The organism is Streptomyces sp. NPDC008125, assembly GCF_042957125.1.
GTDB lineage: Bacteria > Actinomycetota > Actinomycetes > Streptomycetales > Streptomycetaceae > Streptomyces.
Window position 1 is genome coordinate 1 of record NZ_JBIBHR010000003.1, and the last position, 18,881, is coordinate 18,881.

General features: G+C 69.1%; 16 protein-coding genes. 9 read left to right on the forward strand and 7 right to left on the reverse strand.

The window, feature by feature from the left end:
- The first annotated feature begins 189 nt into the window (after positions 1-189).
- Positions 190-747, forward strand: coding sequence for a GNAT family N-acetyltransferase (locus ACFZAX_RS05205; RefSeq protein WP_390959271.1), 558 nt, complete (start codon positions 190-192; stop codon positions 745-747).
- 50 nt (positions 748-797) lie between these two features.
- Here the strand turns inward: ACFZAX_RS05205 and ACFZAX_RS05210 are convergent, their stop codons facing one another.
- The 7 genes from ACFZAX_RS05210 to ACFZAX_RS05240 form a co-directional block, all read right to left on the reverse strand.
- Entirely contained in the window at positions 798-2,333 is a 1,536-nt protein-coding gene (locus ACFZAX_RS05210) for a type VI secretion protein (RefSeq protein ID WP_390960057.1), read from the reverse strand.
- Positions 2,334-2,343: 10 nt separating this feature from the next.
- Positions 2,344-3,780: an ATP-binding protein gene (locus tag ACFZAX_RS05215; protein ID WP_390959273.1), complete on the reverse strand. Its 1,437-nt coding sequence runs from the start codon at positions 3,778-3,780 to the stop codon at positions 2,344-2,346.
- Positions 3,781-3,901: 121 nt separating this feature from the next.
- Positions 3,902-5,452, reverse strand: coding sequence for an SCO6880 family protein (locus ACFZAX_RS05220; RefSeq protein ID WP_390959275.1), 1,551 nt, complete (start codon positions 5,450-5,452; stop codon positions 3,902-3,904).
- The gene (locus ACFZAX_RS05225; protein WP_390959277.1) at positions 5,449-6,777 is read right to left on the reverse strand and encodes a hypothetical protein; all 1,329 of its coding nucleotides are present in this window, start codon (positions 6,775-6,777) and stop codon (positions 5,449-5,451) included. The genes ACFZAX_RS05220 and ACFZAX_RS05225 overlap by 4 nt, the downstream gene beginning before the upstream one ends.
- Complete coding sequence (locus tag ACFZAX_RS05230; RefSeq protein WP_390959279.1) at positions 6,767-7,663, reverse strand: hypothetical protein; 897 nt, start codon at positions 7,661-7,663, stop codon at positions 6,767-6,769. The genes ACFZAX_RS05225 and ACFZAX_RS05230 overlap by 11 nt, the downstream gene beginning before the upstream one ends.
- A gap of 184 nt (positions 7,664-7,847) precedes the next feature.
- Positions 7,848-8,156, reverse strand: a complete 309-nt coding sequence (locus ACFZAX_RS05235) for a hypothetical protein (RefSeq protein ID WP_266706183.1) — start codon at positions 8,154-8,156, stop codon at positions 7,848-7,850.
- A 351-nt stretch (positions 8,157-8,507) separates the two neighbouring features.
- Complete coding sequence (locus ACFZAX_RS05240) at positions 8,508-9,362, reverse strand: Scr1 family TA system antitoxin-like transcriptional regulator (protein WP_390959281.1); 855 nt, start codon at positions 9,360-9,362, stop codon at positions 8,508-8,510.
- A 190-nt stretch (positions 9,363-9,552) separates the two neighbouring features.
- Here ACFZAX_RS05240 and ACFZAX_RS05245 point away from each other — a divergent pair, with 190 nt between their 5' ends.
- The 8 genes from ACFZAX_RS05245 (at position 9,553) to ACFZAX_RS05280 (ending at position 18,881) form a co-directional block, all read left to right on the forward strand.
- Positions 9,553-10,029 (forward strand): ATP-binding protein, encoded by a 477-nt coding sequence (locus tag ACFZAX_RS05245; RefSeq protein ID WP_390959283.1) that lies wholly within the window; start codon positions 9,553-9,555, stop codon positions 10,027-10,029.
- Positions 10,030-10,486: 457 nt separating this feature from the next.
- On the forward strand, positions 10,487-10,831 hold the full coding sequence (locus ACFZAX_RS05250) for a hypothetical protein (protein ID WP_390959285.1): 345 nt from the start codon (positions 10,487-10,489) through the stop codon (positions 10,829-10,831).
- Positions 10,828-12,636 (forward strand): alpha/beta hydrolase, encoded by a 1,809-nt coding sequence (locus ACFZAX_RS05255; protein ID WP_390959287.1) that lies wholly within the window; start codon positions 10,828-10,830, stop codon positions 12,634-12,636. Before ACFZAX_RS05250 ends, ACFZAX_RS05255 begins: the two co-directional genes overlap by 4 nt.
- A gap of 101 nt (positions 12,637-12,737) precedes the next feature.
- Positions 12,738-13,208 (forward strand): hypothetical protein, encoded by a 471-nt coding sequence (locus tag ACFZAX_RS05260; protein ID WP_390959289.1) that lies wholly within the window; start codon positions 12,738-12,740, stop codon positions 13,206-13,208.
- A 280-nt stretch (positions 13,209-13,488) separates the two neighbouring features.
- On the forward strand, positions 13,489-15,861 hold the full coding sequence (locus ACFZAX_RS05265) for an alpha/beta hydrolase (protein ID WP_390959291.1): 2,373 nt from the start codon (positions 13,489-13,491) through the stop codon (positions 15,859-15,861).
- Positions 15,858-16,481, forward strand: a complete 624-nt coding sequence (locus ACFZAX_RS05270; protein WP_390959293.1) for a hypothetical protein — start codon at positions 15,858-15,860, stop codon at positions 16,479-16,481. Before ACFZAX_RS05265 ends, ACFZAX_RS05270 begins: the two co-directional genes overlap by 4 nt.
- 90 nt (positions 16,482-16,571) lie before the next feature.
- Positions 16,572-17,576 (forward strand): NlpC/P60 family protein, encoded by a 1,005-nt coding sequence (locus ACFZAX_RS05275; RefSeq protein ID WP_390959296.1) that lies wholly within the window; start codon positions 16,572-16,574, stop codon positions 17,574-17,576.
- A 582-nt stretch (positions 17,577-18,158) separates the two neighbouring features.
- Complete coding sequence (locus ACFZAX_RS05280; RefSeq protein WP_390959298.1) at positions 18,159-18,881, forward strand: phosphatase PAP2 family protein; 723 nt, start codon at positions 18,159-18,161, stop codon at positions 18,879-18,881.

Genomic DNA, 18,881 nt, shown 5'->3' on the forward strand with positions numbered 1-18,881 from the left:
GGTACTGCAGGGGGGACCCTGTGGGAGAGTAGGACGCCGCCGAACAATTTTTCCGGGAGACCCCCGTGCCTTGTGGCACGGGGGTTTTCTGCGTTCCGGGACAATTCCATGAACGCAGTACCCCTTCTGTTGCGGTGGTCATGCGCTAAAACGATTGACCGGCCGAGGGCTCGTAGGCAGCATGACCGAATGAACCCTGATCATGTGATGCGGCGGGTACGGGCCGAGGAGTGGCCTTCGGTCAAGGAGCTCCGGCTTTTCGCTCTTCAGGACCCGGCGGCTCCGGTGGCGTTCCTTGAGACTTACCGGAGCGCCGTCGGCCGACCAGACGCGTTCTGGCAGCAGCGAGCCGCAGGAGGGGCCGAAGGCACCGACGTGGCCCAGTTCGTCGCCGAGGCCGCCGACGGCCGGTGGCTGGGGTCGGTCACCGTCCTCGTCGAGAGGCCTGATCGGGAGGGCGTCTTCGGGGGAGAGGCCGAAGGTGTGCAGGGGCACCTGGTCGGCGTCTTCGTACGTCCTGAGGTCCGGGGGACCGGCCTGACCGAGGCGCTGTTCCGGGCCGCCGAGGAGTGGGCTTTCGGCCTCGACGACCCGTACCTCACGCGGTTGCGGCTCTTCGTCCACGAGGACAACCCGCGGGCTGCCGCGTTCTACCGGCGGTACGGCTTCGTACCCTCGGGCAGCACGGTGCCGGTCCCGGACCGTCCGGAGGAGCGCGAGGTGGAGATGGTGCGGGAGCGTCGCTGATCCGGCGGCCGAAGGGCCGGGCGTTCCGTCCGGTCGCGGAAGCCGGAAGGTCAGACGGCCGGCGGTGCGAGCGGGGTACGCCAGCGGGCGCGGGCCTGCTCTGGGGAGCGCAGCAGTGCCAGCGTAACGAGGCCGTGGCTCTCGCCGGTCGTCAGCAGCTCCGGGAGACAGGGCAGCGGAGCGACGGCGGCGACGTCGTCGAGGACCAGCGTGAGTGGTGGGTCGAGCCGACCGTCGGTTGACCGTGCGGCCATGCGGCGGCCGTGCTCGACCACGTGCGAGGCGAGCGCGGTGAGCAGTGGCATCGCGCCCGGGTGGTGGCGAGGATCCTCGACGGACTCGCCGACCACATACAGGGTTCCCCCTTCGGAGGCGAAGGAACCCAGCGCGGCGGTATCGGTTCGATTCGGTGTGCAGGCCTCGCGGATGTGGACCGTGGCCAGCGCGCCCAGCGCCCGTACCGTCAGTTCCTGGGCGGCCCGGCGGCGTTCGGGGTGGGCCGTGAGGGCCGACTCCAGCAGCCCGGCGAGCCCGGAGGCCGCCTTCGGGTGGGTGCGGAGGATCCGTACCCCGTCCTGGGCACCGCCGCCCAGCGCCCAGCGGTGGACCTGGCGGAACGGGCGGCCGTCGACCGCGGCGGCGTGCAGCCAGCACTGCAGCAGGGTCTGCGCGGTGTCGGCGGTCGCCTCCTCGATCCGGGCTTGGGGCCGTACCGGCGCGAGGAACGCGGCGGCACGGGCCGCAGCCGGTTCGGGCAGCTCGCAGCCCGAGGTCGGTGACCAGTGGAGGCGGTCCGGGGTGTCGCAGAGATGGCCCGGGTCGTAGACGAGGACGGGACCGAGCTTGGAGCGGGCGTCCTTCGTCTCCGCCCAGACCGTGGGGTCCGACGTGACGACGAGCACCGCTCCGGGGGCGTCCAGTACGGCCTGGACGGCGGTGGGGCGCCGCTCGGCCGCGGTCGCGTAGAGGAGCAGGGGCGTACGCGGGGCCCCGGGGGCGGGGACGGACAGCCCGGATTCCTGCACCGGTGCGGGAGCCGGGGCCGGAAGGCGACTCGGAGCCGGTACGGGAAGGGGAGCCGGTGCCGGAACCGAAGCGGCGGGTGCTGGAATCGGAGCGGGCGGGTGTGCCGGCGGGACCGGTCCGGGGATCGTGGCCGTGGAATGCGCCGCCAGGCGTCGGGCGTGCTCCTCGCGGGCACGGCGGCGTACCTCGCGGCCCCGGGTCACGACACCGAGGACGAACACGCCGAGCACGACGAGGACCAGCAGCTGGCTGATGAGCAGCCCCCAGAAGAGGCCGTACCCGGAGAGCTCGCCGGGTGGAGTGGCGGGCCAGGCGCCCGCGAGGTCCTGCGGGGAGGCCGCGAGCTCGCGCAGCGCCGAGGGGGTGCGGGGCAGGGAGACGCCGCGGGGCCAGGAGCCGTGGGCGAACAGTCCCGCGAGTCCGGTGGCCGTCCACGCCAGGACCGTCGCCCCGAGGAGGAAGGCCAGGCCCCCGACCAACAGGCCGTCCGGGACGCCACCGCTCCGTTGTTCACGCCGGTCCGGCCGCTGCCCGGGGCCCGGCTCGGGACCGGTCGAGATGCGCGCCACCTCAGGCCACCGTGGACTCGGACGACTCGTCGAGCCGCTGCTGACGCTCGATGCGGGCGGCCCGTTGCTCCGTCTCCCGCTCGGCCTCACGCGCGTACTCGGGGAGCAGGTCGTCCAGGTCGTCCGCAGCGTCGGAGGAGGACTCCGTCATCGCGCGGTCGGTGAAGACGAGCGGGCGTTCCGCCTCGGTGATCAGGTGCTTCACCACCTGGACGTTGCCGTTGACGTCCCACACCGCGATGCCCGGCGTCAGCGTCGGGATGATCTCGACCGCCCAACGCGGCAGCCCGATGACCCGGCCCGTCGCCCGGGCCTCGTCGGCCTTCTGGGCGTAGATCGTCCGGGTGGAGGCCATCTTGAGGATCGCCGCAGCCTCGCGCGCCGCCGCGCCGTCCACGACGTCGCTGAGGTGGTGCACGACGGCGACGAAGGAGAGCCCCAGTCGACGCCCGAACTTCAGCAGCCGCTGGAAGAGCTGGGCGACGAAGGGCGAGTTGATGATGTGCCAGGCCTCCTCGACGAGGAAGATGCGTTTCTTCCGGTCGGGCCTGATCCAGGTGTGCTCCAGCCAGACGCCGACGATCGCCATCAGGATCGGCATGGCGATCGAGTTGCGGTCGATGTGCGAGAGGTCGAAGACGATCAGCGGGGAGTCGAGATCGATCCCGTCGGTCGTCGGGCCGTCGAACATGCCGCGCAGGTCACCGTCGACCAGGCGGTCCAGAACGAGGGCGACGTCGAGGCCCCAGGCCCGTACATCGTCTATGTCGACGTTCATCGCCTCGGCGGACTCGGGCTCCGGGTGGCGCAACTGCTCGACGATGTCCATCAGGACCGGCTGGCGGTCGGTGATGGTCAGATTGACGTAGGCGTGGGCGACCTTCAGCGCGAAGCCGGAACGCTCGTCGAGGCCGTGGCCCATCGCCACCTCGATGATCGTACGGAGCAGGGCGAGCTGACCGGTCGTCGTGATCGCGGGGTCGAGCGGGTTGAGCCGGATACCGCCGTTCAGGGCGGCGGTGGGGTCGAGCCGGATCGGGGTGATGCCCAGCTGCTCGGCGATGAGGTTCCACTCGCCGTGCCCGTCCTCGCCCTGGGCGTCGAGCACCACGACCTGGCGGTCGCGGAAGCGGAGCTGGCGGAGCACGTACGTCTTCTCCAGCGCGGACTTGCCGTTGCCGGACTCGCCGAGCACCAGCCAGTGCGGCGCGGGCAGCTGCTGCCCGTACAGCTGGAAGGGGTCGTAGATGTACCCCTTGCCGGAGTACACCTCGCGCCCGATGATCACACCGGAGTCGCCGAGACCGGGTGCCGCGGTGGGCAGATAGACGGCCTGGGCCTGGCCCGTGGACGTACGCACGGGCAGGCGGGTCGTCTCCACCTTGCCGAAGAGGAACGCGGTGAAGGCTTCCGACAATGCGGACAGTGGGTCGCGCATGAGGTGGCTGCCCTCTCTCTCGACTGCTTCCGGTCGCCCGGAGGTGGGGGTGGTGCGGTGGTGCTTCCCGGGGTGGCCCGTGGTGCTCCCGGGGTGCTTCCCGGGGTGTGGACGAACCGTGTCAGCGGCGGATTCCGGTCGCGAACGGCAGGGTGTTCACGAAGGCACGGTGGTGCTCGCGGTCGCACCACTCCAGCTTCAGGTACGACTTTCCGGCCGAGGCCCGGATCGTCCGCTTGTCGCGGGCGAGCGCCTCGGGGGAACGCGAGGAGACGGTGATGTACCCCACCAGGTTCACCCCCGCCGCACCGCTCGCGAGGTCCTCGCCCCGCTGGTCCATACGGCCGTGGGCGGCGATGTCGCGGGGGTCGACGGTGCGGTTCATCTTGGCCTGGCGGCTGGCCTCGGCGTCGTCGTTGGTCTTCTCCGTCAGCATCCGCTCGATGGCCACCTCGGTGGGCTCGAGATCCATCGTGACGGCGACCGTACGGATGACGTCGGGAGTGTGGACGAGCAGCGGCGCCAGGAAGTTGACCCCCACCGGCGTCATCGGCCACTCCTTCACCCAGGCCGTGGCGTGGCACCAGGGGGCGCGGGTCGTAGACTCCCGGGTTTTGGCCTGCAGGTACGTCGGCTCCATCGCGTCCAGCTCGGCCGGCCAGGCATTCCGCTTGGTCATCGCCTGGATGTGGTCGATCGGGTGGTCGGGGTCGTACATCGAGTGCACGAGCGAAGCGAGCCTGCTCTGCCCCAGCGGCTGACGGACCCGGATGTCGGCCTCGGCGAGACGGGCGCAGATGTCGGTGAGCTCACGGGCCATCACCACGGCCAGCCCGGCGTCACGGTCCAGCTTGCGGCCACCGGGTGAGCGTGCCGCCCGGGCCATCGCGGCGGCCTCGGCCCCGAGTTCGCGGCTGTGGTGCATGCAGGCGACGAGGTACGCCCGGTGCTGCTCGCTGGAGGTCGAGACCATCGACTGCAGCTGGTCGTACGAATCCTGGAGCCAGCGCGGCGCGTGATTGTCGCCCCGCTGGGCGACGTCCTTCGCGTGCGCGTCGGGGTCGGCGGGGAGGGTACGGGCCAGCATCTGGATACGGGTGACGAAACCGTCGCCGTTGGCAACGTGCTTGAGCAGGGTGCCGAACCGGTCGACCAGCGCCTCCTGGTCCTCGCTGTCGCGCAGCCCGACACCGGGGCCCTCGATCTCGATGGCGGCGGTCACCGTGCGGCGGTCCGCGTGCAGGAGTACCGCCATCTCGTCCGGCCCGAACGGGGCCGAAAGCCAGCTGATCCGGCCGATCCCGGGCGGGGGCCCGATCTCGACCTCACGGCCGTCACCCCGCACGCCGGCCTCCATCGCCGCGGAGCGGTAGGTGGTGCCGCGGCGCAGGGTCCGCTTGAAGCTGCGGTTGATCTCGAACCATTTGTAGAACGTCCGGTGCTTGTACGGGACGTACACGACGGCCAGGGCCAGCATCGGGAAGCCGGTGAGCAGCACGATGCGCAGCGGGAGGACCGGGACCAGGAGCCCGCTCATCATTCCGAGGAACGCGCCGACGATGATGAGGGCGATCTCGCCGGTCTCGCGGTTCTTGCCGACGATCGCGTTCGGCCGGGCGCGGCCGATGAGATACGTGCGGCGGGGCGTGATCGGGTGGGACTGGATCGTCACCGCCCTCCACCTCCTGTGCTCGGATTACCTGTGCTGCCGGAACCGCCCCGCGGGGAGCGGCTGCTGTGGGGGGTCCCTGAGGTGGGACCGGCACCGCTGCGGGGCGCGGGGGCCGCTCCCCCGCCCGAGCCGCCCCGGGAGCCGTGGGCCGCGACCCCGCCGCTGAGCGGGTTGGCGGAGCGCCCACCCCCTCCGCCCCCGCCACTGTTCTGGTCGTTGCGGCCGCTGTGCGTCTTGATGCCCTGGGAGACGAGGGCGGCCGGCGAGCTGACCATCGCGGCCGCCTGGGAGCCGTCGGTGGCCTGCTTACGGTTGGTACGGGCGCCCTGGATCTCGTCGCCGAAGCCGGGGACGAAGCGGTAGATCATGGCCGAGGCGAAAATGGCGAGCAGGATGATGGAGAGCCCGGAGACGACGGCGGAGAGCGCGTCCGGGCCGTCGTCCGAGGAGAGGGCACCCGCGAGGCCGAGGACGATCACGATCACCGGCTTGACCATGATCACAGCGATCATGATCCCCGCCCAGCGTCGTACGTGGCCCCACATGTTCTTGTCCACGAGCCCGGCGTACACCACCACGCCCAGCAGGGCGCCGACGTACAGCAGAGCGGCCCGGATGACCAGCTCCAGCCAGAGGATCCCCGCGGCGAGGAGGGACACCAGCGAGACGACGATGAGCATGATCGGACCGCCGCCGATGTCGTCGCCCTTCGTGAGCGCTTCGGCGAACGAGCCGAAGAAGACGTCGGACTGGCCGCCGGTGGCCGACGAGATGACTTCGGTGACCCCGTCGGTGGCGGAGACCACCACGTACAGGATGAGCGGCGTGAACGCGGAGGCCAGCACGGTGAGCCAGAGATACCCGACGGCCTCGGAGATCGCCGTGGTGAACGGGACACCCCGGATCGCCCTCTTGGCCACCGCGAACAGCCAGAGGACGAGGGTCAGGATCGTGGAGGCGGCGAAGACGATCGCGTACTGCTTGCGGAAGGACTCGTTGGTGAAGTCGACGGATGCGGTGCCCTCGACGGCTTTGCTGAGCTGGCCGATGAGGTAGGACGCGGCGTCGGCGCAGCCGTGTGCGAGGGAGGTCAGGGGGTCGAGGGGGTCGTCGGTGGTGTTGGGTGGGGTGGTGCGCGCGCCGGCGTCGCCTTCGCAGTAGTCCTTGGCGGGGCCTCGAATGAGGTCGCAGGCGTTGTTGCTGGCATTGGGAGAAGGACTCGGGGACGGCGCAGCAGCAGCTCGGGTGGCGAACGCGATTGCTCCGGCCTGGACAGATCCAACGGCAGCTGCCAGCGAGATTCGTCGGAAACTACTACCGCGCATAGGTGAAACCTCCGAATTGCTTCACCGCGTCGGCCATCTGATCTGCTGGTGAGGCCGCTTGGTCGCGTCCCACGGGTACAGGGCCGTCCTGTTGCGAGAAATCAGCGACCTTCCAATCGCCGCCGACCCACTCCAGCTTGTACGTGGTGGTGTACCAGCCTTCGGAAACAGGGTTTTTGGAGCCCTCTCCCGCGAGGCCGAACAGAGCTGAGTACCAGATGGCGACGGTCGCTTGGTCGCCGGTGTACTTCGTGACCCGGGCCCCCACCGGGTTGGAACGTGAGATGAAGGTCAAGGATCCCGGGGAAGTCCCATCGGGGTTGAGCCCGATGCTAGAAAGGAACGATGCGCTCGAGTAAGCCTCATCGATGCTGCTCTGACGTGTTGCGGCGACTTCCGGAGCGTAAACAGCCTCAGTGATCTTGTGGCGGCCATCAGCATTGAACATTTGATCGGATCCGAGAACGACCGTGTAGTTTGCCGCCGCGCTCTGGGCCCCCTGCTCGTCGTGGGCGAACCCCGAGGCGATGGTGCCGTTCTTGCCCGTGACGGGATCGGTGCCGGTGGGGGCGGTCGGGGCGGTGCCGCCGGTGGTGTCCGAGCGGCTGATGCCGGGGGCGGCCGGATCCGCGTTCGGGCTGTCGCTGGCACTGTCGTCGCCGCCCAGGTTCGCGAACGCGATGGCCGCTACGAGCAGAACCACCACGCCGACGGCCATGACCAGCGAGCGGCTGGTGCGGGCGGGGCGGCGGCCGTGGGGGGTTCCGGGGTTGCCCTCGGGGAGGCGGGTACGCGTTTGGCGGGTTCCGCCCAGCGTGCTGTACGCGCCGTCGCCCCTGTCGCCGGAATCCCTGCTTCCGTAACCCTGCTCGTCGTCGTAGCTCATGCCGCGAGCGCCCCCTCAGCCGTGTGCGGACTGCCGTCATATGACGGTAGCTCTGCTGAGCGCCCAGCGGGTGCGGTGTGGTGACTCGACATGGGATGACTCGACCTCAGCCGGGGGCGCGACGGACGGACGGATGGTGGTGGAGAGACAGGGAGCGACAGTGCGACGTGTCGCCGACGCCCCGTCAGACCGCCATGCCGTACACGATGGTGAACAGGGTGCCGAGGGAGCCGATGATGAAGACGCCGGTCAGTCCAGCGACGATCAGGCCCTTGCCCTGTTCCGCGCTGAAGGTGTCGCGCAAGGCGGTCGCGCCGATGCGCTGCTTGGCCGCGCCCCAGATCGCGATGCCGAGGCAGAGCAGGATGGCAACCGCCATCACTACCTCGACCATGATGCGTGCCTCGTTGCCCAGCGTCCCGAACGGGCCCCAGTTCGGGGCGATTCCGCCGATGATGGTGGTGATGTCGCCCTTCTCAGCTGCCAGGATCATGTAAGTCACCGCCCCTGTTGCGTAGTTCGCTGCCCGCGCCGGCCGGTGCGGGTCGTGCCGTCTATCTTCGCTGATGAAACCGCGCTCGTACGACGCCTTCTCGGGTCTCTTTACCCGAATCTCGTACACATGACCGGGATGGGCGCCCTGACCTGTGGTGTGGCCCGGGGTGGCCGCGATTTCAGCCGGTCACTCTGTGTATCACGCTCTGTGACGATCAGCAATGAGGGAGGTCTTGGGTTTCCGGCTCGACCGCAGCGTTCGCCGGGGTTCTCGTGTTCGTACGCGCTGTTCGAGAGCTGGGCGTGCGCCGTCGTGCACGGGACTGACGTCCAGTCAGCGACACGTGCCTCACGCGTGTGTCGCCGCGAGTGAGTGCAGCAGATCGCGGGATGCCTGCACGTCCAGCGCGAGCGATTCGAGTCGGTCGAGCGTCTGACGGTAGGTCCGGAGGAGCGTTTCGGCGTCCAGCTGGGTCAGGCCGTGCGTCTGCTCCAGGTGCACGGTGTCCAGTTGTGCGACCGGGCCCTGTACGTACGTGATGGGCTGGCCGGCTCCCGGGTGTCCGCCGGACGCGAAGGGGATGACGCGCAGGGTGACGGTGTCCCGTTCGCTCATTTCCAGCAGATGGCGCAGCTGCGGGCCGGCGACACGGGAGCCGCCGATCCCCATGTGCAGGGCGGCTTCGTGGACGACTGCCCGGTACGGGGCGGCTTCCGTGCGGAAGACGACGTCCTGGCGCCTGATGCGGAAGGAGAGTCTGTGTTCGGCCTCGGGCGGCGACAGCTCGGGCGCGCTCTGGTTGAGGGCCTCCCGGGCGTGGTCCGCAGTCTGGAGGAGGTCCGGGAGGGTGCAGGTGGTAGCGGTGCGGAGGGCGGTGCCGTGGTGCTCGAGCTCGGCCAGGTCCAGCAGGGAACCCGGGAGTTCGTCGCGGTACTCCTCCCACCATCCGCTGCGGCGTTCACCCGTCATCGCGGCCAGCGCTTCCACGAGTCCGCGGTCCGTGCACGCGTAGTGGCGGGAGAGGGCGCGGACCCGGTCGGCACTCACGCCGTATCGCCCGGCCTCGATGTTGCTGATACGTGCCTGGTTGCCGCCGAGTAGCACTGCGGCCTGCGTGGCGGTGATCCCGGCCCGTTCGCGGAGCTTGCGCAGTTCTGCTCCGAGTCGTCGCCGACGGGCAGTCGGGGTCGAGTTGGTCGCCATCGGCCTCCCTTCGCCCAGTCACTCGTACGGGTGTCTTGGGGCATGCATTACCCCGAGTGCGGGGAATGTATTACATGACGCCTCTACCGTGATCGTGGGACAGGTGCCCACGACGAGCCCGCCGATCGGCCGGTTCGGGCGTCGGGTGCCCTAGGGGCCCGCCAACCACACTGTTCGAACGGGGACTTCCATGCATGCACCCACCGTATCGCCGCCTTGGGCGTACACCCTTCAACTTCCGCACGATCCGCGCTCCCCGGGCGTTGCCCGTTCGGTTCTGCGCGTCGTGCTCCGCGCCCACGGGATGACGGAACTGGGCGATACCGCCGAACTGCTGGTGAGCGAGCTGACCACCAACGCCTATCAGCACTCCTGGGGCCCGTACTCGCTCCGGATGCGCGGTGCCGGGCATCGACGTGTCCGGCTCAGCGTCTGGGACAGCAATCCGGAGATCCCGCCTCCCTTCCGGGGCTCCGGTGAGGTCGGGGACAGCGGGAGCGGCGGGGTGTACGTACCGGCGCAGCAGGCGCTGCTCGCGGAGCGCGGGCGTGGGCTGACCCTCGTGCAGATGTGTGCGGAGAGCTGGGGTGGCCGCGCCCTTCCCACCGGTCCGTCCGGCGAGGGCGGCAAACTTCTGTGGGTGGTGTGCGGGGAGAAGCCGGAGTGAGCGCGTCCTGGTCTCCCCGACCGGGTGGTCGGCACGGGCTGACGCGCTACCCATCATTCGAGTGAAACCGTAGCCGGACGCACCCCTGAATGCCCCGGAGATACCGGGCCCGTGCCACGAAGAGCCGTGGAAGGGCGGCATGTCGCCCTTCCCGGATCAGGCACAGTGCTGCCGCTCCACGATCGAGGGTCGAGGATCAAGGAACGGGGTGAGTGGTGTGTCCGTGGCCGGACAGCCGCAGGGGTGGCAGGCGTCGGGATCCGGTGGCGACGGACCGGGGGGAGGCGCTGGGGGAAGTCCCGGGAGAAAGCCGGGAAGGCCGGGGGACCCGGACTCCGGGCATGCACGGCTGGTGCACGCCGACGGGCCGTGGATCCGGGCTGCGGGTGGCGCGGAAGCGCTGCACACGCATCTCGGTCCGGTCCGGTCCGAATTGGAAAAGTCGCACGAAGGTCTGTTGGCAGGCGAGGGGGCCGGCGACTTCGCCGTGCTGGTGGAGCTCGCGGCGGTCCGCGAGTCCTGGCTGCGCCGGGTGTCGACGGCGCAGGGGGAGTGCGGCAGCCTCGCCGCCAAGCTGCGGGCGGTCGCCAGGGAACAGGGCGCGACGGACCAGGCGGTGCGGGCCGGTTTCGGTCGGCTGGTGGCCCTCCCGGCGCAGACCCCTCCGCTTCCGCCGCTCCTTGCTCAGGCGCCCCCCACTCAGCTGTCCTCCCTGTACTTGCTCGGTGGGGGCGACGTCGGTGGGGGCGACGCCGGTCGGGGGAACCTCGGCGGAGGTCACATCGGTGGGAGTGACAGATGAAGGGCGCTTTGACCTGGTCCGCGCTGCTCGCGGTGGGGTGCGGCGAACTGGACGGCGCGGCGGACGGCTGGGGCCGCCTCAGCAACCGGGCCGATGTGGCGCGCGACCGGATCGATCGGCAGATCCTCATCGGTCTGCGCGAGACGCAGGAGGGCGAGGCGGCGGACGCCGCCCTCACCCGTCTCCGTGGGTTGGCCAGAAACTTCCAGTACGTCCATACGGAGACCGGACTGGTACGTACAGCGCTCAACAGCCTCGCCCACGAGGTGCGCGCGCATCAGAGGTCGGTCCGCGAGGCACTGGAGGACGCCGAAAGGCTGAAGTTCACCGTGCACGCGGACGGGTCGGTGTCGTACCCGGAGAATGAAGGGCTGGTCGCAGACAACCCCCTGCGGGGCGGGCGGGCCGCTGCCGGAAGCGGGTTCCCCGACCTGATGGCGCCACCGGGCACCCTGACCGCCCCCAACCCCCACGCGGCCACCGCCCAGGACATCGCCGACCGGATCGCCCGAGCGGTGACACTGGCCATCGAGGCGGATACGAGATACGCGGGCATTCTCCGCAGCCTGCAGGCCGAGGATGGCCTCGACGTCCCGAACTCCGCCTGGACGGACGCGGCGGCCGACATGGCATCCGTGCGCGAGGCCGCACGGGCCTACCTGAACGACCACATTCCGTACCGGGCGTCCGCGAGCGAGCGTAAGGAATGGTGGGCGAGTCTCCCGCAGGAGCTGCGCGACGAGTACCTCGCGACCTATCCGGACGTCATCGGGAACCTCGACGGGATTCCCGCTCTGGTGCGTGACGCTGCCAACCGGGACAACCTCCTCCTGCTCATCGGCAAGTTGGAGGGCCTCGACGGCGGTGAGGCCGACGAGGCGGAGAGGAAACTCGAAGCACTGCGGCTGATCGCTGAACAGCTTGATGCGCCACTCAAGCCGGGTGACCCGCCCATGTATCTCCTTGGGATCGGCGACGAGGGTAATGGGCGCGCGATTGTTGCCTATGGGAACCCGGATGCGTCGAAGAATGTTGCGGCTTATGTGCCGGGTCTCAATACGTCCCTGGACGATAGGTTTGCAAAGAATGATTTGAGGCGAGCCCGAGATACGGTCAAAGGTATTCGCCGCTGGGATCCTGATGGCGCGTCAATCGCTTGGCTCGGGTATGACGCGCCCCAGCTCTTGGATTCCTGGTCGAGCTTTGCGGTTGCAGGCTCTGGGCGGGCTGAAAAAGGTGGCCATCTGTTCAATGGGTTTATGGAAGGCATTCGCGTGACGAATGCCAATGAGGATCCTCATTTTACGGCGATTGGTCACTCTTACGGATCGCGAACCGTGGGAGCTGCGGCCCAGCAAGGTGACGGTATCCCGGGAGTGGATGACATCATTCTTGTAGGTAGTCCGGGAGTCGGTGCCGATCACGCTGCTGATTTGAATGTCGGTAAAAGTCATGTGTTTGTTGGTGCTGCCGATAATGATCCCGTAACGATGCTACCAACTAAGGTGCAGATGGTTGCCGGTGCTGCAGGTCTTTACTTCGGAGGAGCATATGGTGCCGTCCTTGCCGGGAATCTAGTTGACCCGGGTAGCGATGACTTGTGGTTTGGGAAGGATCCTGCCAGCCGCGAGTTTGGTGCGCATCGCTTTCATGTTTCTGCGGGCCCGATGCCGATTGATCGAAAGGGTATCGCATTGGCGCACTCCAACTATTTTGATCCTGTGGAGGATCGCTCTTCTGCGAACAATATTGCACTCATCTCTGCGGGTCGGGCGCGCGAGGTTAAAAACGAGGTGTACAGGTAATGCAGAGTGCATGGCATAGGGCATTTCCGCTACTTGCGCTTATCTTTTTGCTGGGATGCGGGGGTCCTTCGTTTGATTCAGGTGGTAGGAGTGATTCAAAGATGGATATGAAGAAAGCGGCTGAGCGGGCGGATGGGATGCTCGATGATGTTTTGAGGGCGATCGAGCCGGAAGTTCGCTGGGCTCATGACACCACGACACTGGGTAGTTGTAGCCTGACACGCCGTCGAACCTTGATGACGATCATTTCGGCGCAGCGTAGAGGAAGTTTCCTTGGTGTTGTTGAACGTTTCTGGAAAAATAGCGGATATCGAATTACGTCGACCAATAATAGTGCCGACTTCCCGGCCATTTTTGCAGTGACTGAAGATGGCTTTGAAGTTGCGCTGATCGTTGGCGGAGAAGGGCAAGTCTTCTTCGAAGCAGACACCCCCTGCGTGCAGGAGTCCGAGGTTGCCGACCCCACCACCAAGCCCAATACCCCCAGCTATGAGGGCATGGAGAACATTCCGCGTCCCAACATCCACTCCGACTTCTGGTCTGCCGCCACTCCCGCCTCCCCGTCCCCGTGAGGGGCTGATCGTGCGCGGGCCCTCCAACCCCCGTGTCTGCACAGCTGTTTGAGCCCTTGGTTGGGCCCTGGGGCCCATGCCGGGGGTGCGGCGGGTGTGGTCCTCTACGTGCGGTGGCTCGCCTGCCATCCACCTACGAGCCGGGGGTCCCCACGTGTCTGGCATACGAGAGCTTGCGGTTCCGGGAGGTGGTGCAACAAACCCTGCCCGCATAGCAGTCGGCGGTCGGAGTGCGCCAAGGGCGTTACAGGCCGCCCTGGTTCTCGTACGTCTGGCCTTCGTGAGCACGGTCGTAGGTGTGATCAACCTGCTCACGCTGGCGTCCTCGGTCGACGCGGTGGATGGGCAGTTGCTCGGCGGGCTGCTGTATGCGGCTCTGCCCGGGATCGTCGGCTTCGTGTTGTCGTTCTACGCGCGTATCCACGGGCGTGGAGTGTGGTTCGGGCTGTTGGCCGTGCATGTCTGGCTCGTGCTCGGGTCGTTGGCCACCTTGGGTGCGGGGGACGTCGGGGTGTCCGGGCTGCCCCAGCTGGTGATGCCTGTGGCCGTCGTCGTGTTGTTGCTCCGGCCCGCGGCACGGGGATGGTTCCGGCTGCCCAGGGCCGAACGGGACGTCGAGACCTGGTTGATCGTCAGGTGGCTCCGGATACTCGCTGCTCGCCGGGACGGTGGGCAGACCGCGATGGAGTACCTGGGACTTGTTCTGATCGTCGCCGCACTGGTCGGGGCGATCATGGCGACGACCGTCGGCACCCAGCTCACCGGAGAGATTCGCAACGCGATCTGCCAGTTGACCGGCGGTGCGTGCTCTTCGGCCGGCGGCGATGTGGTCGCGGGAGGAGAGAGCGGAAAGGGCGAGGCCCGATCCGGTGGCGGGTCGGTCGGGTCGTCAGGGTCGGGAGGAGCAGCCGGGGCAACCGGGTCAACCGGGTCGGGAGGGGCAACCGGGTCAACCGGGGCGGGCGGTTCGTCCGCCGCCGGGGGGACGCAGACCGGGACCGAGGGCGGCACCGGCGCGGTGTCCGAAGGCGGCTCGGACACATCCGGGAGTACCGACGGCGCAGGGGGCACCGCCGCCACGGGGAGCACCGCCACCACAGGGGGCACCGCCGCCACGGAGAGCACTGCCACCACGGGGAGCACCGACGGCACAGGGAGCGCTGCCGGCACCGGCGGTTCTCGGTCGACCAACTCGTCCACTGGCAGCGCCTCCACCACCGACCGCACCGCCACCCCCGGCTTCTTCGAGTCCCTGGTCGGCGACGGCCTGGGCGGGGACCTCCGGGGCGTGGCCAAGGTCATCGGCGACCCGGTGAGGAGCGTCACCGGGGTCGTGGACCAGTGGTCCGAGCTGACCGGAGCCGCCAAGGGGAAGTGGGCGGCCGGGGACCACGCGGGGGCGGTCGGGGCGTGGGTCGAGGCGTCCGGGGGCGTCGGCGTCGGGGGCATGGGGTTGCCGGGGTCCGGGCCCCGGGTGGTCGCCGCGGTCCGTGAGGACGAGCGGCAGTACCTGAACGACCGGATACCGGTGAGTGCCTCGGCGGCCGACCGGAAGGCGTGGTGGGACGGGCTGAGCCCGGCCGAGCGCGGGCGGTACCTGGAGCTGTCCCCGGAGCGGATCGGCAACCTGGACGGGATTCCGGCTGCCGTCCGCGACCAGGCCAACCGGCGGAACCTCCAGACCCTGATCGCCGAGCTCGAAGGCAGTGCGGGCGACAAGAAGTCGAAGAGGATCCTGGAAGGGATGAAGGAGATCGACCGGCAGTTGAAGGAGGGTTCGCAGCCGCCGATGTTCCTGCTGGGGATCGGGTCCGAGGGCAATGGCCGGGCGATCGTCTCGTACGGGAATCCGGACCTCTCACAGCACGTGTCGGCGTACGTTCCGGGGTTGAACACCTCGCTCGACAAGGATTTCGCGCAGAACGACCTGAAGCGGGCGCGGGACACCGCGATCGGTGCGCAGGGGTACGAATCGTCCAGCGCCTCGATCGTCTGGCTCGGGTACGACGCTCCGCAGTTGCCGGACAGCGACGGGGTCGCCGGGTACTTCGCCATCATGGGCACCGGCCGGGCGGAGAAGGGCGGGACGGCCTACGGCGATTTCTGGAGCGGGCTGACGGCGACGAACACCAACAAGGACCCGCACTTCACCGCGATCGGGCACTCCTACGGCTCCCGGACGGTGGGGGCGGCCACGCAACGGGAGGGCGGGATTCCAGGGGTGGACGACATCATCCTGGTGGGCAGCCCGGGGGTGGGTGTGGACCGGGCGGTGGACCTCGGGGTCGGTGCCCGGCACGTCTTCGTCGGGGCCGCCGCGAACGACCCGGTGACCAAGCTGCCGTCGAAGACACAGGCGGTCGTGGGCTCGCTGGGAATGCTGGCGCTGGGTCCGGCGGGGGCCTACTTCGCGGGTGATCTCGCGGATCCGGGTGACGACGACCTCTGGTTCGGGAAGGACCCGGCGAGCAAGGCGTTCGGCGCCGTACGTTTCCCGGTGGATCCCGGTCCGCCGGTGATCAGCGGGCACGGCATCAGCGCCGAAGCGCACTCGCAGTACTTCGACCCGGTGCGGGACGCCATGTCGGCCGACGCCATCGCCCTGATCGTGTCGGGACACTCGAGCAATCTGAAGATTGAGGAACAGCGATGAGGCGAAGGCTCCGGACGGCGGTCGTCACTCTGGCACTCGGTCTCGCACTGGCGGGATGCGGCCGGCAGCAGGCGGGATCGGACGGCTTGGCCACGGGGGCGGGCCCGACCGCGCCCACGACCGCGAGCACCGGAACCGACGGGAGCACGGAGAGCCCGATGAACGCGATGGACATGCAGGGGGCCGCCGAGCGGGCCGACTCGATGCTCGACCTGACGCTGAAGGCGATCGAGCCCTCCGTCCAGTGGGCGCACGGTCCGACGACGACGGGCAGTTGCGACGTGACGCGCCGGCGCACGGTGATGACGGTCGTCGCGCCGGAGCGGCGTCAGGAGTTTCTGGACCGGGTGGCGGAGTTCTGGCGCGACAGCGACTACCGCATCAAGGCCGTGAACAAGGACGAGGAGTTTCCCGCGGTGTACGCGCAGGCCGAGGGGTTCGGCATCAGCGTGAGCGTCCGGGGCGGGGGGCAGGTGTTCTTCGAGGCGGACAGCCCGTGCGTGCGGGCGTCGAAGGTGGCCGATTCCGCGTCGAAGCCGAACGGTCCTTCGTACGAAGGGGTCTACCCCCTGCCGAGGCCCGACGTGAAGTCCCCGTACTGGTCGACGGGCGCGTCCTGAGGGAACGTCAGTGACGCGAGTGCTTCGAACGATTCGTACACACCCTCGAAACGACCCTTGAACCATGGCTCGGTAGGGGATGGTTGAGGGGTGCGGAAATACTGGGTGTTCGTCGGCGGTGGGATCGGGCTGTGCCTCGGCTTCGTGGGGCTGCTGGTCGTCGGTACGTACTCCGCCGCCGCGGGCATCGCGGGGGCGAACGGGTCGGTCGGGCTGGCCGCGGGGGCGGTGCCCGCGCGGTATCAGCCCCTCGTGGAGAAGTGGGGCACGCTCTGCGCCGCGATCAACCCGGCGCTGCTCGCCGCCCAGCTCTACCAGGAGAGCGGCTGGAACCCACGGGCGCAGAGCGCCGCGGCGGCCCAGGGGATCGCGCAGTTCATCCCGGGCACCTGGGCCACGCACGGTGTCGACGGGGACGGCGACGGGGACCGGGACGTGTGGGACCCGGCCGACGCCATTCCGTCGGCCGCTTCGTACGACTGTGAGCTCGCCGGGTACGTGAAGGACGTGCCGGGTGATCCGACCGACAACATGCTCGCGTCCTACAACGCGGGTGCCTACCGGGTCATCCGGGCGGGCGGGGTTCCGGCGATCGCCGAGACGCAGAACTACGTCAAGATCATCCGTTCGCTGGAGAAGAGCTTCGCCAAGCCGGTCGGCCGGGTGGCGCCTTCCCAGCAGGCGGCCGGGGCGATCTATTACGCGCAGCAGAAGCTGGGCACCCCGTACCTCTGGGGCGGCAACGGCACGGCGGACCAGGGCGGCCGGTTCGACTGCTCCGGGCTGACGCAGGCCGCGTACCGGAGCGTGGACATCGAGCTCCCCCGGGTCGCCAACGACCAGTACAACGCGGGGGCGCATCCGTCCCGGGACGAGCTGCTCCCGGGTGACCTGGTGTTCTTCTCCGACGATCTGACCAACTCGCGCGCCATCCACCACGTGGGGATCTACGTCGGGGGCGGGTACATGATCAACGCGCCGTACACCGGGGCGGTGATCCGATTCGACAAGATCGACAGCCCCGACTACTTCGGTGCGACGCGGGTCACCAAGGACGGCGCCGCCGCACTGCCCACCGCCCTCCCCCAGGCGTGAGAGACGTGGCAGGGCGCGGGAGGCGCACAGGCCCCATGGGGCGTACGGGACCCATGGGACGTACGGGCCCCATGGGGCGTACAGGACCCGCAGGGCACACGGGGCCCGAAGGGCACCATGGACCCGCAGGACCCGCAGGACCCGCAGGACCCGCAGGACCCGCAGGACCCGCGGGGCACACGGGGCACACGGGACCCGCACGGGCACCATGGCCCCACAGGACGTGTGGGGCTTACGGGACCTGCGGGGCACACGGGATGCGCGGGGCGTGCGGGATCGCCGGGGCGGGAGTGGTGTCAGGTGCTCTCCGTGAGGCCAGGGCCCCGAGATGCGACGATGAGTCACTCTTCGATAACGTCATGGTGATCATTCGGTGGAGGGCGGAACCGTCGCTACCGGAAGGCCGTTCCCTGGAAGGGGAAGGCCCGCGCACCGACCATGCGCGATCGCCCGACCACCGTCGCGTCGCAGGACGCGTCGAGAGGTACGCGGTACCGGATCGCACCGATTGCGGGGGTACGACCACGGGCGGCGCGCATGGACGCGCGTCGCGGCAGCAGACAAGGCAAGGGGCCGCAGCAGATGGCTGGACTCGCATTCGATGGGTCGAACCCCGACGTCAGCCTGCTCTACGACATCAACGGGCTGGCGAAGGCCTCCCCCTCCTGGCTCGACAGCGTCATGGAGTTCGTCGGTGAGTACGGGATCATGCTCGGCATGGTCCTGGTGGTCCTGTGGTGCTGGTGGAGCGTCCGCCGGCGCGGCACGGCCGAGGACTCGGTGACGGCGGTCGCCGCACTCGTCTGGGCCCCGCTCGCCGCGGGGATCGCCCTCCTCGTCAACATCCCCATCCGGGGATTCGTGGAGCGCCCGCGTCCGTTCAAGGACCACGCGGGGCTCGACGTCCTCGTCGACGGGAAGAACGACTTCTCCTTCGTCAGCGACCACGCCACCATGGCGATGGCCATGGCGGTCGGGATCTTCGTGGCCGGCCGGAAGTTCGGGTTCGTCGCGTTGGGGCTCGCCTTCGCGGAGGGGTTCTGCCGCGTCTGGATGGGTGTGCACTACCCGACCGACGTCGTCGGCGGCCTCGCCCTGGGCACGGCCGTCACCCTTCTCCTCGCCCCGCTGGCCACGGCGCTGCTGACCCCGCTGGTGGCGGCCGTCTCCCGGTCGCCGCGGGCGGGAGTCCTCGTCCGGTCGCGGCGGGCGGGCCGTCCGGCCGGCGGCCTCGGCGGGACGCTGGGGCTGCCCGAACCGAGATCGGGCCGCGGCGGTACGGGCGACAAGGACCTCGCCGCCTGA

Bases quoted from the DNA above. Each gene is read 5' to 3' on its own strand.
- ACFZAX_RS05205 (WP_390959271.1), top strand. From the start codon at position 190: ATGAACCCTGATCATGTGATGCGGCGGGTACGGGCCGAGGAGTGGCCT.
- ACFZAX_RS05215 (WP_390959273.1), bottom strand. From the start codon at position 3,780: ATGCGCGACCCACTGTCCGCATTGTCGGAAGCCTTCACCGCGTTCCTC.
- ACFZAX_RS05225 (WP_390959277.1), bottom strand. From the start codon at position 6,777: ATGCGCGGTAGTAGTTTCCGACGAATCTCGCTGGCAGCTGCCGTTGGA.
- ACFZAX_RS05230 (WP_390959279.1), bottom strand. From the start codon at position 7,663: ATGAGCTACGACGACGAGCAGGGTTACGGAAGCAGGGATTCCGGCGAC.
- ACFZAX_RS05235 (WP_266706183.1), bottom strand. From the start codon at position 8,156: ATGATCCTGGCAGCTGAGAAGGGCGACATCACCACCATCATCGGCGGA.
- ACFZAX_RS05240 (WP_390959281.1), bottom strand. From the start codon at position 9,362: ATGGCGACCAACTCGACCCCGACTGCCCGTCGGCGACGACTCGGAGCA.
- ACFZAX_RS05245 (WP_390959283.1), top strand. From the start codon at position 9,553: ATGCATGCACCCACCGTATCGCCGCCTTGGGCGTACACCCTTCAACTT.
- ACFZAX_RS05255 (WP_390959287.1), top strand. From the start codon at position 10,828: ATGAAGGGCGCTTTGACCTGGTCCGCGCTGCTCGCGGTGGGGTGCGGC.
- ACFZAX_RS05260 (WP_390959289.1), top strand. From the start codon at position 12,738: ATGGATATGAAGAAAGCGGCTGAGCGGGCGGATGGGATGCTCGATGAT.
- ACFZAX_RS05270 (WP_390959293.1), top strand. From the start codon at position 15,858: ATGAGGCGAAGGCTCCGGACGGCGGTCGTCACTCTGGCACTCGGTCTC.
- ACFZAX_RS05280 (WP_390959298.1), top strand. From the start codon at position 18,159: ATGGCTGGACTCGCATTCGATGGGTCGAACCCCGACGTCAGCCTGCTC.